This is a genomic window from Halanaerobium saccharolyticum, from assembly GCF_003259895.1.
In the GTDB taxonomy this organism is placed as follows: domain Bacteria; phylum Bacillota; class Halanaerobiia; order Halanaerobiales; family Halanaerobiaceae; genus Halanaerobium; species Halanaerobium saccharolyticum_A.
Genome location: NZ_QLME01000005.1, coordinates 75,540 through 90,520 on the forward strand (window position 1 = coordinate 75,540; position 14,981 = coordinate 90,520).

At 35.5% G+C, this 14,981-nt stretch carries 15 protein-coding genes and 1 other annotated feature; of the genes, 14 read left to right on the forward strand and 1 reads right to left on the reverse strand.

All coding sequences use genetic code 11. The features are described from left to right. Positions 1-19: 19 nt before the first annotated feature. A complete protein-coding gene (locus C7958_RS05225; RefSeq protein ID WP_111571609.1) occupies positions 20-538 on the reverse strand; it encodes a gamma carbonic anhydrase family protein in 519 nt (172 codons plus the stop codon). Positions 539-678: 140 nt separating this feature from the next. Between C7958_RS05225 and nadD the strand changes: the two genes are divergently transcribed. From nadD to selB, 14 genes are all read left to right on the forward strand, one after another. Beyond that, positions 679-1,281, forward strand: a complete 603-nt coding sequence (nadD, locus tag C7958_RS05230) for a nicotinate-nucleotide adenylyltransferase (RefSeq protein ID WP_111571610.1) — start codon at positions 679-681, stop codon at positions 1,279-1,281. A gap of 4 nt (positions 1,282-1,285) precedes the next feature. Then, positions 1,286-1,873 (forward strand): bis(5'-nucleosyl)-tetraphosphatase (symmetrical) YqeK, encoded by a 588-nt coding sequence (gene yqeK / locus C7958_RS05235; protein WP_111571611.1) that lies wholly within the window; start codon positions 1,286-1,288, stop codon positions 1,871-1,873. A gap of 3 nt (positions 1,874-1,876) precedes the next feature. Further along, positions 1,877-3,040, forward strand: a complete 1,164-nt coding sequence (locus C7958_RS05240) for an LCP family protein (protein WP_111571612.1) — start codon at positions 1,877-1,879, stop codon at positions 3,038-3,040. A 13-nt stretch (positions 3,041-3,053) separates the two neighbouring features. Further along, the gene (gene rsfS / locus C7958_RS05245) at positions 3,054-3,422 is read left to right on the forward strand and encodes a ribosome silencing factor (protein WP_111571613.1); all 369 of its coding nucleotides are present in this window, start codon (positions 3,054-3,056) and stop codon (positions 3,420-3,422) included. A 69-nt stretch (positions 3,423-3,491) separates the two neighbouring features. After that, the gene (gene leuS, locus C7958_RS05250; RefSeq protein WP_111571614.1) at positions 3,492-5,987 is read left to right on the forward strand and encodes a leucine--tRNA ligase; all 2,496 of its coding nucleotides are present in this window, start codon (positions 3,492-3,494) and stop codon (positions 5,985-5,987) included. Between the two features lie 286 nt (positions 5,988-6,273). Continuing rightward, positions 6,274-6,501 (forward strand): FeoA family protein, encoded by a 228-nt coding sequence (locus tag C7958_RS05255; RefSeq protein ID WP_111571615.1) that lies wholly within the window; start codon positions 6,274-6,276, stop codon positions 6,499-6,501. Further along, entirely contained in the window at positions 6,502-8,364 is a 1,863-nt protein-coding gene (feoB, locus tag C7958_RS05260; RefSeq protein ID WP_111571616.1) for a ferrous iron transport protein B, read from the forward strand. It abuts the gene before it with no gap. 108 nt (positions 8,365-8,472) lie between these two features. After that, positions 8,473-8,634 carry a hypothetical protein gene (locus C7958_RS15605; RefSeq protein WP_166668494.1) on the forward strand — a complete coding sequence of 54 codons (162 nt, stop codon included), beginning with the start codon at positions 8,473-8,475 and terminating at the stop codon, positions 8,632-8,634. 71 nt (positions 8,635-8,705) lie between these two features. Continuing rightward, positions 8,706-9,161, forward strand: coding sequence for a SoxR reducing system RseC family protein (locus C7958_RS05265; protein ID WP_111571617.1), 456 nt, complete (start codon positions 8,706-8,708; stop codon positions 9,159-9,161). A 27-nt stretch (positions 9,162-9,188) separates the two neighbouring features. Then, entirely contained in the window at positions 9,189-9,419 is a 231-nt protein-coding gene (locus tag C7958_RS05270; RefSeq protein WP_243834295.1) for a hypothetical protein, read from the forward strand. A 93-nt stretch (positions 9,420-9,512) separates the two neighbouring features. Beyond that, positions 9,513-9,720, forward strand: a binding site (T-box leader). Between the two features lie 160 nt (positions 9,721-9,880). Beyond that, positions 9,881-10,870, forward strand: a complete 990-nt coding sequence (argF, locus tag C7958_RS05275; RefSeq protein WP_111571618.1) for an ornithine carbamoyltransferase — start codon at positions 9,881-9,883, stop codon at positions 10,868-10,870. A 14-nt stretch (positions 10,871-10,884) separates the two neighbouring features. Next, entirely contained in the window at positions 10,885-11,391 is a 507-nt protein-coding gene (locus C7958_RS05280; protein WP_111571689.1) for a GNAT family N-acetyltransferase, read from the forward strand. A 186-nt stretch (positions 11,392-11,577) separates the two neighbouring features. Then, a complete protein-coding gene (selA, locus tag C7958_RS05285) occupies positions 11,578-12,984 on the forward strand; it encodes an L-seryl-tRNA(Sec) selenium transferase (RefSeq protein WP_111571619.1) in 1,407 nt (468 codons plus the stop codon). Next, positions 12,985-14,907, forward strand: coding sequence for a selenocysteine-specific translation elongation factor (gene selB, locus C7958_RS05290; RefSeq protein ID WP_111571620.1), 1,923 nt, complete (start codon positions 12,985-12,987; stop codon positions 14,905-14,907). Positions 14,908-14,981: the final 74 nt, after the last annotated feature.

Sequence of the window (14,981 nt, forward strand, 5' to 3'; positions counted from 1 at the left end):
ACTGGAGGCGTAATTAATGTTATTTGATTTCTTCAATGTCCTCCTGTCTGGCAGCAAGATCAGCGTAATGAACTGCATGTTGTTTTAATTCAATAATCTTTTCTTTGGTTATGCTGCGTATCACTTTAGCAGGGACTCCCAAAACCAGGCTTCCGGGAGGAATTTCAGCGTTTTCTGGTACTACTGCTCCGGCTCCGACAATTGAACCTTCACCAATCCAGGCACCACTTAGAATTGTAGCATTCATTCCAATTAGTGATTTGCTACCAATTTTACAGGCATGAATTACTGCATTATGGCCAATAGTTACATAATCACCAATTTCAACTCCCTGGTTCTGCTTAACATGAACAGTTGAGTTCTCCTGAACATTTGAGTATTCACCTATTTTAATTTCTGCCATATCAGCTCTGAGTACAGTATTATACCAGATGCTGCTGTGCTTCGCAATTTCTACATCTCCTATCACTCTGCTTCCGGGAGCAATAAAAGTATTTGCCGCAGTAGTGGGACTTTTCTTTTTAAATTTATAAAGCATTTTTAAAACCTCCATTTTTTCGCTTTCTAATTAATTATTTCTATTTAAAGTTTAAAACTCCTCTTTTAATGGTCATTTAACTTGCAAGGACTGTTAAAATAATTTATAATTAAAGATGTATAAAATTAGAGGTGAAAAATATGTCAAAAAAAAGAGTGGCTATTTTTGGTGGGACCTTTGATCCTCCACATTTAGGACATTTTATTATAGCGGAACAGATAAAAAATCGCTTCTCACTGGCCGAAATAATTTTTATGCCGGCTGGAAAGCCACCACATAAAAAAGATAAAGATATTTCACCTGATCAGGATAGATTTAAAATGCTTAAATTGGCTGTAGCTGGAAATCAATATTTTTCTATTTCTGACTGGGAGATTAAAAAAGATGGCTATTCTTATACTGCACAGACTTTATCTCAATTTGTACCTCAGCTTGATGCAGAAGAGGTCTTTTTTATTATAGGTGCCGATTCTTTAGCGGAGATTTTTAAATGGAAAGAACCGGAATTATTATTATCAGAAGCTAAATTTATTGTATATAATCGATCTGGTTATGATTTTGAAAAAATTTTAAGTCAGCAAAAATATCAGCCTTATTTAAATAATATTTTGACCTTTCAGGGTTTGAATATAGAAATATCTTCTTCTTTTATTAGAGAAGAAGTTAGAAAAGGGAATTCTATTCGCTATCTAACTCTGAATCAAATTAAAAAGTACATAAAAAAAAATAATCTTTACAGGTGATTAAATGTCATTAAAAAAAGAGAAACTAAATTCTGATCTTAATTTAGAAAAAATAAAAAAGATATTAGGTAGAGAAAGATTTCAGCATACGCTATCTGTACTTAAAGCAGCTTTGAAAATAGCAGAAATACAAAATCTTAACCTCAAAAAAGTAGAAACAGCTGCTTTATTGCACGATATTGCAAAAAGTAAAAGTTATACTGAATTAATAGATATTGTTAAAAATTCAAAATGGGAGCCTGATCAGCTGGAGTTAGAGATTGCTCCAGTGCTGCATGCACCAGCAGGAGCAGTGATGGCAGAGGATTTTTTTGGAATAACTGATTCGAAAATTTTAGAAGCAATTCGCTTTCATACCCTGGGCCATCCACAAATGGGGGAAATAGCCCAGGTTATTTATGCAGCAGATTTTATTTCTGAAGATAGAGAAATTGACGGTTTAGATGAAATTAGAATTGAAATCGAAAGAGATTTTGAATCTGGATTATATTCAATTACAACTCATATTCTTAAATATCAGCTTGAGCAGAATAATTTTATCCATCCTTATTCAAATGATTTCCGAAATAAATTATTAAAAAGAAGTGATTAATAAATGATAGAAAAATTAACTGACTGGAAATATATAGCTTTGGTTATATTTCTGGTAATTATCGGTGTTGCTATACCATTTTTGTGGAATGACGAGTTAAGTCAGATTTCTTCCAGTGGGCCTTTTAAAGAAAACAAGGTCAATATTCTTGCTGTAGGTTATGACTCAAATGTTAATGGTCCTTCTCGAGCAGATACTATTATTTTAATTAGTCTGGATGTAGAAAGTAATGAGGCGGGTCTTGTTTTTTTGCCGCGTGATACATATATAGATTCGGATAAAAGAAATTTTACTAAATTGAATTCTTCTCATGTTTATGGTGGAATAGAGTTAACCCAGGAAACAGTGGAAGAAATGCTGAAGATTGACATCGACTATTATCTAGAAACGGATTTTACCGGTTTTGAGAAAATTATTGATCGTCTGGGTGGAGTAAATATAAATGTAGCCCGGAATTTAAATTATGTTGATAAAGCAGGAGGTCTTTATATTAATATTCCGGCCGGTCAGCAGACTTTAAATGGGAAAGAAGCCCTGCAGTATGTTCGTTATCGTGATGCAAGAGGAGATATTGGTAGAATTGAAAGGCAGCAAAAGTTTATTGATGCTGTTTTGTCGAAACTGCTTTCTCCCTCTATAGTACCAAAAATACCAGGGATTATTAAAGAGGCAAATGAAGCAGTAAATACTAATATTCCTATCCAGGACATAACACCATTTTTAAATACTGCTAAAGAAATTGATTTAAGTCAGATAGAATCTAAGATGCTGCCGGGTACAGCAAGGTATATTAATGGAATCAGTTATTGGGTACCTGATATTGAAGAATCAGAGATAATGGTAGATAGTCTGGTTAGAAATAAATCATATATTAAAAATAAAGAATATCAGCTAAGAGTTTTAAATGGTGTTGGAAGAGCTGGTGCAGCTTCAAATACAGCAGAGTTGTTAGAAAAATATGGCTTTCAGATTGCTGATATAGGAAACGCTGATCGTTATGATTATCAAAGTTCAATTATTAAGTATTACACTCAGAAGGACAGGGAAACAGCTTCTCAAATTGCAGAGCTGCTGGGTGGTCAGGCCGAATTTGTTGAAGAAGCTGAAGAAGATTCAGCTAAAAAAATAGAAGTTATAGTTGGAGCAGGCTATGAAAAGTCTGTATAAGGAGGAATTATTAATGTCAGATTTAAGTATTAAAGATATAGCTTTACTGGCTGCAGATGCAGCTGATGATAAAAAAGCAGAGGATATAGATGTTTTAAATGTTCAGGGTTTAACGGTGATTGCAGATTATTTTGTGCTCTGCAGTGCTAATTCTGACCAGCAGGTGAGGGCTATAGCCAGAGCGATTGATGAAAAACTGTCTGAAAAAGGACTTGAACCTAAAAAAATTGCGGGTATGGATGATGCCAGGTGGGTCCTGATGGATTATGCTGATGTAATTGTGCATGTATTTCATAAAAGAGAAAGAGAATATTATGATCTGGAAAGACTCTGGTCAGATGCAGAAAAAATACTGCGTCAGGAAGATAAAGAAAACGAATAAACTAATGGGAGTATAATTTTAGTCAAATAAATAGATGAATTTTTAACTAAATGAGGAGAGTGAAGATCTTTGCAGGACTATTATCCATTTCAAGAAGTAGAGAAAAAATGGCTTAAAAATTGGGAAGACTCAGATTTACATAAAACTGGAGATGATCCGGATAAGGAGAATTATTATGTTTTAGAAATGTTTCCTTACCCCTCCGGCAATTTACATATGGGGCATGTAAGAGTGTATTCTATTGGTGATGTTATTGCCCGCTATAAGAGAATGCAGGGTTATAATGTATTACATCCAATGGGCTGGGATGCTTTTGGGCTGCCTGCAGAAAATGCAGCTATCAAACATGGAAATATTCACCCCAAAGAATGGACCTGGGATAATATTGCCCATATGAAAGAACAGATGAAGGCTATGGGTTTAAGTTATGACTGGGATCGTGAAGTAACTACAGCAGCAGAAGATTATTATAAGTGGACTCAGTGGTTTTTTACTCAGATGTTTAATGATGATTTAGCCTATAAAAAGGAATCAACTGTTAACTGGTGTCCAAGCTGTGAGACAGTGCTGGCCAATGAGCAGGTAGTAAATGAATCTTGCGAACGCTGTGGAACAGAGGTTGATCACCGTGACTTAGAACAGTGGTTCTTAAAAATCACTGATTATGCCGAAAGACTCTTAGATGACCATGAGCTTTTAGAAGGATGGCCGGAAAAAGTAAAAACTATGCAGAAAAACTGGATCGGCCGCAGTGAGGGAACTAGAGTTAATTTTGAGCTGCCCAAACTGAATAAGGAATTAGAAGTCTTTACAACCAGACCTGATACTCTATATGGAGCAACCTATATGGTTCTGGCACCCGAACATCCTTATGTTTCAGAATTAACCGCCGGAACTGAAAAAGAAGATGAGGTTAAAGAATTTGTTAAAAAGGTTAAAAAGCAGAAAGAACAGGAAAGAACTTCTGCTGAAACTGAAAAGCTGGGTATCTTTACCGGTGCTTATGCAGAAAACCCTGTTAATGGCGAAAAAATTCCTGTTTATATAGCAAATTATGTGCTGATGGGATATGGTACTGGTGCAATTATGGCAGTTCCAGCTCACGATCAGCGTGATTTTGATTTTGCCCGTAAATATAATATAGATATTAAAGCTGTAATTCAGCCAGAAGATCAGGAAGAAGAGCTGGTTGGTTCAGAAATGGAAGCAGCTTATGCCGGAGATGGTTATCTAATTAATTCCGGTAAATATAATGGTTTAAAGGTAGAAGAAGCTTTTGATAAAATGGCTGAAGATTTTTCAGAAGCAGGATTTGTTAAAGTAGAGACCAATTACCGCTTGCGGGACTGGTTAATCTCACGTCAGCGTTACTGGGGAGCTCCAATTCCCATTGTTTATTGTGACGACTGTGGAACTGTAGCAGTTCCTGAGCAAGATCTACCGGTTGAACTACCACATGATGTTGAGTTTTCTCCAACCGGAGAGTCACCACTGAAAAAAGTAGACAGCTTTGTTAATACTACCTGTCCTGAATGTGGCGGCCCGGCTAAAAGAGAAACTGATACTATGGATACCTTCGTTGATTCTTCCTGGTATTTTATGCGTTATGCAGATTCTAAAAATGATGAAATACCATTTACAAAAGAAAATTTAGATAACTGGTTCCCTGTTGATCAATATATCGGCGGAATTGAGCACGCAATTTTACATCTCTTATATGCTCGGTTCTTTACCAAGGTAGTTCATGATATGGATCTGACAGAACATGTTGAGCCTTTTACTAACTGGCTGGCTCAGGGAATGGTGCTTAAAGATGGGGCCAAGATGTCCAAATCAAAAGGTAATGTAGTTGACCCTAAAGACATTTTAGACGAATACGGTGCTGATACAGCTCGTCTATTTATACTTTTTGCTTCACCACCGGAGAAAGACTTAGAGTGGAGTGATAAGGGAGTTGAAGGTGCTGACCGTTTCTTAAATCGTGTCTGGCGCTTTGTCACAGAAAATCTTGAACTGATCAAAAATGAAGAAACTCAGGTTGATCCTGACAGCCTGGATAAAGATGCTAAAACACTTTATCGGACAATGCATGCCAGCATCAAAAAAGTAACTGAAGATGTAGGAGAAAGATTGAACTTTAATACAGCAATTAGCGCAATTATGGAGTTAACAAATGAAGTCTATTCTTATTTAAATGACCGCAGTGCTGAAGAAACTAATACTGCCTTAATTAAAGCTACTGCAGAAAATATTGTTCTTTTACTGGCACCATTTGCTCCGTTTATTACGGAAGAACTCTGGCAGTATCTTGGACATCAGGAAAATGTTCATGCAGATCAGTGGCCGGAATATAAAGAAGAAGCACTCAAAAAGGATGAGATTACAATTGTCATCCAGGTTAATGGTAAGGTAAGAGATAAGATTAATATTGCTGCTGATGCTTCCGAAGAAGAAGTTAAAGCACAGGTTATGGAAGAAGACAAAATCCAGTCTTATCTTGAGGATGGAAATTTAGTTAAAACTATTTATATTCCAAAGAAATTAGTGAATCTGGTAATTGAGTAAAACGTAGAGGTACTGTGTACCACCCGAATCGTGTCGAAATAGTACGAAAACATAATAAATAAAGTCTAGCTCCTGGGAACTGATCGGATATTCAGCTTCCAGGAGTTTGCTTATTAATAATAGTTGTTTATAAACTTGAGAAATTAGCTATTAATTAACGAAATCTGTTGACTTTGAAAATCGTTTTCAGTATAATGAAGTTAGAATATAAATTAATATACTATATTAATAATTAAAATAAAAATTCACAAAATGATTTTCAAAAAGCAGCAGGAGGGAAAAATTAATGACTCTAGTTGATATGACACATGGAAATAAATTTATTATAGATAAAATTGAGGATAAGGATACCCGTTTACAGGCTTTACGTTTTGGAATCAGTGAAGGTTCAGAAATTGAATGTGCAGGTTTGATGCCCGGTGGTCCTGTAATCTTAAAAAAGAACTTACAGGAAATTGCTATCGGTCGCAGAACTGCCGAAAAAATAAGTGTTAAGAAAAAAGGAATGATTTAATTGAGTCACTGCGGTCAAACAGAGATAGATACTGAACTGCAGGCTGATAAAAAGATAGTACTGGCTGGAAATCCTAATGTAGGTAAATCAATATTCTTTAATTACCTTACAGGTATTTATGTCAGTGTTTCTAATTATCCCGGGACTACCCTTGATATCAGCAGCGGCAAAATGGGTGATGCGGCTGTTTATGATACTCCAGGAGTTTATGGAGTCGGTTCCATAAATGATGAGGAAAGAGTAGCCAGGGATATTATTATGTCTGCAGATATTATAATTAATGTTGTAGATGCAAGTCATCTGGAACGCGATTTGTTTTTAACTCAACAGCTTATTGACCTGGATAAAAAAATAATTGTAGCGCTAAATATGATGGATGAGGTCGAAAAAAACAATATTTCTATTGACCTGGAGGCTCTGGAAAAAGAACTGGGAGTTCCAGTTATTCCAACAACAGCTGCCAAAAATCGAGGTTTAGATAAGCTTAAACATTCAATTGATCAAGCAACAAAAGGAAACAGTATTTTCACTAATAATCAGGAATTAGCAGAGGAAGTAAAAAATGTAGAGTCAGAGACTGGAAATAAGGCCGATGCTTTAATGATTTTGGAAGAAGATGAAAATATTCGCTCTCAGTATTCCAGCCTAAAAACTGTTCCAGCACTGAGAGAAGAAATATACACTGCTCGCCGTCAGCGGGTGGATCAGATCACCGATCAGGTCTTAAGTTATGATCAAAATACCAGTCAGCTGGCCAGAAAAATTGGGGCCTATATGTTAAAACCTGTAACAGCAATTCCGATGCTTTTAGTGCTTTTATACATAATTTATCAATTTATTGGAGTTTTTGTGGCCCAGACAGTTGTCGGAGTTACGGAAGAATTAATTTTTGTTGAAAATTATGAGCCTTTTGTGCGTAATATAATAGCAAATACTATTGGACTGGAAAACTTTTTTGGCCAGCTTCTGGCAGGTGAATACGGAATTTTAACTATGGCGGTAACCTATATCTTTGGATTACTTTTACCACTGGTAGCTGGTTTTTACTTTTTGCTTTCTATTCTGGAGGATTCCGGTTATTTACCAAGAATTGCAGTACTTATGGATCGCCTGCTGCAGAAAATTGGTCTTAATGGTCGGGCAATTATCCCGATGCTTTTAGGTTTTGGCTGTGTAACAATGGCCACCATTACCACCAGACTACTGGGAACAAAAAGAGAGAGGATTATTTCTATTTTTCTTCTGGGACTGGCAATTCCCTGTTCGGCCCAGCTTGGTGTTATAGCAGGCTTAATAGCACAACTTGATGTCTTTTACATCTTAGTTTATGTACTGACAATTTTTGCAGTTTACGTCCTGGCGGGAACTTTTTTGAATAAGGTCTTACCCGGAGAGTCAAGTGACTTATTAATTGATTTACCCCCAATCAGGCTGCCGGATCTAAAAAATGTTTTTAATAAAACTTATCAACAGACAGCAGCCTTTGTTAAAGAAGCGGGGCCAATCTTTGTTTTGGGTGCTGCATTGATTACTGTAATGCAGAAAACAGGTCTGCTGGCCCTGATTACCAGGGGAGCAGAACCAATAACAGTTAACTGGCTTGGACTACCTGCAGAAACAGCAACCGCCTTTGTGATGGGGATTATCCGGCGTGATTTTGGAGCAGCTGGCTTAACCTCAATTGCTCTAACACCAGCCCAGATAACTATTTCTTTAATTACTTTAACTTTATTTGTACCCTGTATTGCAGCAATGATGATTATGATTAAGGAACGAAACTTTAAAGAGTCAGTTTATATCTGGTTTGGAAGCTGGATTACTGCTTTTATTACAGGTGGACTTGTTAATTTACTGATTTTTTAATAATTTTGGACTGCCTGGATTTATATTGAAGTACCGATTGTAAGCTTATAATTAATTATTCTACTTTTAATTATTCTGGCAGTTTAAGAGGGAAGAAGGTGTTTTAGGATGGATAATTGTGATTTAAATATTCAACCAGAAGAGGATAAGAAAATTGTCTGTCCCACCTGTGGTTATAGAATGAAGGAATTTAAGAAAATTAAATGTCCCCGCTGTAATAGTTATTTATTAAAAAAATGTTCTGAATGTGATAAGTGTTCTTTATTTTAGCTTCAATTTTTGGTAAAATAGATTAACATTGTTTTGAATCAAAATTTTCTATAAGGAAAGAGTGGTTATAGATGAAAGAAAAAGCCAGAGTAATTAAAAAAGAAGATGGTCAAAGTCTGGTTCAAATTATAAGGACTTCTGCCTGCAGCCACTGTGACGAAAAGTGTATGCTGGCTGATGATTCACATGAGGTAGAGGAAATGGAAGTTTTAGTTAATGATCCAATTGGAGCAGAAGTTGGAAGTACAGTTGAACTGGAAATGGGTGCTCGCCCAATTTTATTTTCTGCCCTTGTTGTTTATTTACTTCCTTTAGTGGCGATTATAGCTGGTTATTTTGCCGGCAGCAGCTGGTTGACAGGTATCATTACTAATGCAGAAATAGCAGGAATTATTGGATCGGGATTAGGATTTTTACTGTCATTTGCCTCACTCAAATTTTTTGATAAAAAAGCGGGATCTAAAAGTTATTTCCATCCCGAGATAACAAGAGTTGTAACTCAGAATGGTTTTTATTTTGAAAGTTAATTATAAATAAATTTTGAAGGTGATCAGGTGGCAGCAGATAACAAAGCAATTATTAATGAAGATAGTTCAACTAAAAAGGTAATATTTAAGCTTGCCTGGCCTGTAATAGCCGAACATTCTCTGGCAACAATTACCCATATTGTTGATATGATGATGGTTGGTAGGCTGGGGGCTTCTGCTGTGGCTGCAATTGGTTTAACCATGCAGCCTGTATTTTATCGATTTAAAAAGGGAAATTGGAAGTTAATTGATTTTTAGATGTTGTCAGAATATTTTTACTTTTTAAAAAGACTTGCAATTTTTATGTTCCGACTATATAATAATAAAAAATAAGATTTATGATATAATAGTAGAAATCCATTGATTGAGAGAGTAAAAATAATTTTGCTTTAAAGCAAGTCGGAACAGCTGTGAGTCCGATAGGCAGGTTATTTTGAAGCGCACTCAGGAGGAGCTCTTCTGAAAACAGTAAGTAGAGCCGTTGAACGCGTTAAGTTTTAGAGTGGTCAGTTTTAACTGGCAACTAGAGTGGTAACACGGGTAATTCCTCGTCTCTTATTGGATAAGAGTGCGGGGATTTTTTAGTTTAAATTTTTTATGCAGCTGATAAGTTTTTTTAACTCTAAATTTTAGTAATTTAAATTATTAAAGTAAATTTGAGAAGTGAGTAGGGAAGAAAACATATTTTATGCCAGAAAGAATTCAAGGAGGAGATTATTATGGCTTATAACTTAAAGGGAAGAAATTTTTTAACACTAAAAGATTTTTCTAAAGCAGAAATTAATTATCTATTAACTTTATCAGAAGATTTAAAGGCCAAAAAAAGAGCAGGAATCAAAGGGGATAATCTGTCTGGAAAGAATATTGCTTTAATTTTTGAAAAACCATCTACAAGAACCAGATGTGCCTTTGCAGTTGCTGCAAAGGATGAAGGTGGAATGCCCGAATATCTTGGTAAAAATGATATTCAGCTGGGCAAAAAAGAAACTGTTGCTGATACAGCCAGGGTTTTAGGAAGAATGTTTGATGGAATCGAATTTAGAGGTTATGAACATCAAACTGTGGAAATTCTGGGAGAATATGCAGGAGTTCCTGTCTGGAATGGCTTGACTGATCTCTATCATCCAACTCAAATTCTGGCAGACTTTTTAACTCTAAAAGAAAATTTCGGTAAATTAGAAGGGTTGAATTTGGTTTATACCGGTGATGGCCGCAATAATATGGCTAATTCTCTAATGGTCGGTTCAGCAATTATGGGAGTTAATTATACTATTGTTGCTCCAGAAAAGCTCTGGCCTGAGGAAGATCTGGTTGCAGAATGTAAAGAACTTGCTGCAAAATCAGGTGCTGAGATTAAATTAACAGCTGATGTAAAAACAGGAGTAAAAGGAGCAGATGCAATTTATACTGATGTCTGGGTTTCGATGGGTGAGGAATCTGAATTCGAGAAAAGAATTGAACTATTAACTCCTTATCAGGTAAATATGGACATGATTAAAATGACAGAAAACCCGGATGTTATATTTTTACACTGTCTACCTGCCTACCATAATATTGAGACTGAAAATGGTCAAAAAATATATAAGGAATATGGTTTAAAAGAGATGGAAGTTACAGAAGAGGTATTTGAGAGTAAATATTCTAAGGTTTTTGATGAGGCAGAAAATAGAATGCATACAATAAAAGCTGTCATGACAGCTACATTATAGGAGTGATTTAGGTGATGACAGCAGTGGGCAGGCAGTGCAAGTATACATGTAGACAGGGGAGTTTAGCTGATGCAGAAGAAATTCATATTTTGATGCAGCAGGCTTTTGCAGATTATGCAAAGAAAAAAAATGATCACAATGACCAGGAAAAAGTTATTAATTCTGCCCTGCAGGAAGAAATGCAGGCTGTAAAAGCAGATTTAGAAAACAATATAGTTCTGGTGCTGAGTGATGGTGAGCAAATAATTGCTTCACTCAGGCTGGAAGAGATCAGTGAAAAGCGCTACCTTTTGAAAAGATTTGCCGTTTCTCCTGATTATCAAAATCGGGGACTGGGAACAATGCTTTTTGAACAGGCTGTTGAAAAACTAAAGGAGTTAAATGCTCATTACCTTCAGCTTTATTCTTCTTTAGAAAACGAAAAATTAATTTGTTTTTATCGGGGATTGGGTTTTAACTGTCTGGAAACAGACCACAGTAAAGGTTATGAGCGCGGCCTCTGGGTAAAGACAATTAAATAAATTTGTCGAAATTCCCTCGACAAACTTCATTTTAAATAATCAATAGTTATTTAAGAATGGAGAAGTGAAAAGCCCACTCTGTTTGCGAGCAGAGTGGGCTTTTCGTTATAATGTACTTTTTAAGAGGAATTTATTCTTTTTAAAAGAATAAATATTAATAGAAAGATTAAATCTGGGGGAAATAAAATGAATAAACAAAAATTATTGGCATCTATTCCGGCTATAAATGATTTTTTAGCAGCAAAAAAGGCAGAGAAAATTATAAAAAAATATTCGCGAGCCAGGTTTTTAAAAATTCTACGCAAAGAGCTTGAAGAAATACGAGAAATGATACTTACAGAAGGAGTAGAGATTGCACAAAAGAAATTGGAAGTTAGTGAAGTTTTAAATTCAGTTTTAAAAAAGCTGGAATCAGAAGAGGAAAAAGGAGTTAAAAAAGTGATCAATGCTGGAGGAGTCATACTCCATACCAACCTTGGTCGCTCGCTGCTGGCTGAAAACGCCTTAAAAAAAGTTGAAGAAGTTGCAGGGGGATATTCTACACTGGAATTTGATTTAGAGAGCGGCAGTAGAGGTTATAGATACAATAGAATTAAACAGCTGCTTAAGGATTTAACTGGAGCGGAATCTGCTGTGGTGGTCAACAATAATGCAGCGGCAGTAATGTTAGTTTTAAGTTCTATTTCAGAGGCAAAAGAAGTTATTATCGCCAGAGGTGAAATGGTGGAGATTGGTGGCTCATTTCGAGTTCCAGAAGTTATGGAGAGTAGTGGAGCGATTTTAAAAGAAGTTGGATCTACCAATAAGGTTTATTTAAAAGATTATCTGGATGCAGTTAGCGAAAAAACAGGAGCCCTGCTTAAAGTTCACACCAGTAATTATCGTATTCAGGGCTTTACTCATTCTGTCAGTGCAGAGGAAATGGTTGAAGCAGCACATCAGCATGACTTACCTGTAATTGAAGATCTGGGAAGTGGTATCTTATTTGACCTTTCCAAATATGGTCTCCCCGGGGAACCAACTGTTCAGGAAGGGATTGCAGCAGGCATTGATATACTAACCTTTAGTGGAGATAAATTACTGGGTGGACCACAATCTGGAATTATTGTTGGACGCGATAAATATATTTCTCAGATTGAGCAGCATCCTTTGATGCGGGCTCTACGGGTTGATAAGATGACACTGGCTGCTTTAGAGGAAACTTTAAAACTATATTATAATCTGGAAGAAGCTCTACAAAAAATTCCTACACTGAGGCTGCTTACAGAAAAAACCAAAAATGTTAGAAACAGAGCCGAAAAACTAAAATCCAAAATTGAAACACCAGCTGGAGTTAATCTTAAAATAATTGAATCAGAAGCAAAGGTCGGTGGAGGTGCTTATCCCTTGAGTACCTTTAAAAGTTATGCTCTGGCAGTTGATACAGGGAATCTGAGCACTGATAAATTTGTCTATAGACTCAGACAGTTAAAAACTCCTGTAATTGCTAGAATTCAAGCTGGAGAAGCAATTTTTGATTTAAAAACGATACCAGAGAAGCAGCTTGATCAGCTGGCTTTTTCAATAAATAAAATACTGGCAGAGGTGTTTTAAGTGCAGAAAAATATTATAATTGGGACCGCAGGCCATATTGATCATGGAAAAAGTACTTTGATTAAAGCACTGACTGGTGATGAGACCGACAGACTGGATCAGGAAAAAGCAAGGGGAATTTCGATAGAAAATGGTTTTTCCCATCTGGAAAACGAAAAAACTAGAGCAGAAAATTTGAAACTGGGAATTGTTGATGTACCAGGGCATGAAAAATTTGTCAATAAAATGCTTTCTGCTGCAGCCGGGGTTGACCTGGCACTGATAGTAGTGGCAGCAGATGAGGGGGTAATGCCGCAGACTAAGGAACATCTGGCTATACTGGATCTGATGGGAGTAAAAAAAGCAATTATTGTACTGACTAAAATTGATCTGGTGGACAGGGAGTGGCTGCAGTTAATAGAATTGGATTTAAGAGATCATTTTAAAAATAGCTTTGCAGAAACTGCAGAAGTTATCAGAGTATCTTCTACAAAAGAAGAAGGAATTAATGAACTTAAAGAATTAATTATCAAGACTGCCTTAAGAATGGATCAGCAGCAGAGATCAGAAATTATTTATTTTCCAATTGATCGAGTTTTCAGTCTCAAAGGTTTAGGAACAGTGGTGACTGGAACATTATTTAGTGGTCAGCTTAAGGCAGAAGATGAACTAAGTCTTTATCCAGCAGAAAAAAGATTAAAAATCAAAAGTTTAGAAAGTCACGGCCGAGAGGAACAGCAGGCCAATGCCGGCAGCAGAGTAGGAATTAATATCAGTGGAATAGATAAATCAGAAATTAAAAGAGGGGACATCATTGCTGAGCCAAATTCTCTTTTGAAAAGCAAATTTTTTGAGGGAGAACTCAGGCTAGTAGAAAATCTTAATTTTACAGTAAAAAATGGAGATCAGATTCATTTTCATACTGCAGCTTTAGAAACAAGAGGAAGAATATATTTATACAATAAAAAGAAAGCTTTTCCAGGAGAAAAAGTTTATATTACATTAATACTTGAAAAAGCAGCAGCTCTGGTTTTTAAGCAAAAATTTGTATTAAGACGTAATTCTCCTCTGACCACAATTGGTGGGGGAGAAATTTTAGAACTGGATCCTCCTCCCAGGCGGAAAATTGACGACAGCAGAATTGTAAATAAGTTAAAAGAACTAAAAAATGCTTCTCTAAAAAGAGTTGTAGAATTATTTATTGAAAATAATCAAAATGAACCGGTAGAAATAGAGTCATTAAAAAAGAAAACTACTTTAAAATATAAAAGTTTAAAAGAAATTTTAAACGAACTGACTGCTGAGGAAAAAATTTTGGAGTTGATTACTGAAAAAAGTTATATTCATCAAACTAAGCTAAAACATGTAGAAAGAAAAATATTGAAGATTGTCTCTGATTACAATCAGAAATACGGTTTAAAACCGGGTATAAAAAAAGAAGAACTTCGTTCCCGTCTGGATTTTAAATTAAAGAGAAAAGAATTAGATTCTTTACTTCAGTTATTATATAATAAAGAGCTTCTAAAAGAAAAAAACAATTTAATTGCTCACAGTAGTTTTCAAATAAAACTGAGTCCTGAAATGAAGGAGATTAAGGATAAAGTTATCAAAAAATATAAAAAGCATCTTTTTTCTCCACCTACCAGAACAGAGATAATTAATAATTATCAACTTGAAGAAGAATTATTTAATTATCTAGAAAATGAAGGGTTTTTAATTCGTCTTTCTTCAGAATTATATTTTCACATTAGTGTATTAGCTGAACTCAAAAAAATATTAAAAGATTATTTTAGAGAAAATGAAAGTCTTGCTCTAGCTGAATTCAGGGATTTAATTGGCAGCAGCAGGCGTTATGCTTTACCGCTGCTGGAAAAAATGGATCAAATTAAAGTTACTAAAAGAGTAGAAGATCATCGTTATTCAGGAGAAAATTTAGAGATTTGATTTTAAAAAAATTGGGTATCAAAATAGAGATCTTAATTTTACTCTAACTGCTTGAATAACTGGAAATATCATGT

Excerpts from the sequence above, each read along its gene's own strand:
- C7958_RS05225 (WP_111571609.1), bottom strand. The coding sequence starts at position 538 with ATGCTTTATAAATTTAAAAAGAAAAGTCCCACTACTGCGGCAAATACT.
- nadD (WP_111571610.1), top strand. The coding sequence starts at position 679 with ATGTCAAAAAAAAGAGTGGCTATTTTTGGTGGGACCTTTGATCCTCCA.
- yqeK (WP_111571611.1), top strand. The coding sequence starts at position 1,286 with ATGTCATTAAAAAAAGAGAAACTAAATTCTGATCTTAATTTAGAAAAA.
- C7958_RS05240 (WP_111571612.1), top strand. The coding sequence starts at position 1,877 with ATGATAGAAAAATTAACTGACTGGAAATATATAGCTTTGGTTATATTT.
- rsfS (WP_111571613.1), top strand. The coding sequence starts at position 3,054 with ATGTCAGATTTAAGTATTAAAGATATAGCTTTACTGGCTGCAGATGCA.
- C7958_RS05255 (WP_111571615.1), top strand. The coding sequence starts at position 6,274 with ATGACTCTAGTTGATATGACACATGGAAATAAATTTATTATAGATAAA.
- C7958_RS15605 (WP_166668494.1), top strand. The coding sequence starts at position 8,473 with ATGGATAATTGTGATTTAAATATTCAACCAGAAGAGGATAAGAAAATT.
- C7958_RS05265 (WP_111571617.1), top strand. The coding sequence starts at position 8,706 with ATGAAAGAAAAAGCCAGAGTAATTAAAAAAGAAGATGGTCAAAGTCTG.
- argF (WP_111571618.1), top strand. The coding sequence starts at position 9,881 with ATGGCTTATAACTTAAAGGGAAGAAATTTTTTAACACTAAAAGATTTT.
- C7958_RS05280 (WP_111571689.1), top strand. The coding sequence starts at position 10,885 with ATGACAGCAGTGGGCAGGCAGTGCAAGTATACATGTAGACAGGGGAGT.
- selA (WP_111571619.1), top strand. The coding sequence starts at position 11,578 with ATGAATAAACAAAAATTATTGGCATCTATTCCGGCTATAAATGATTTT.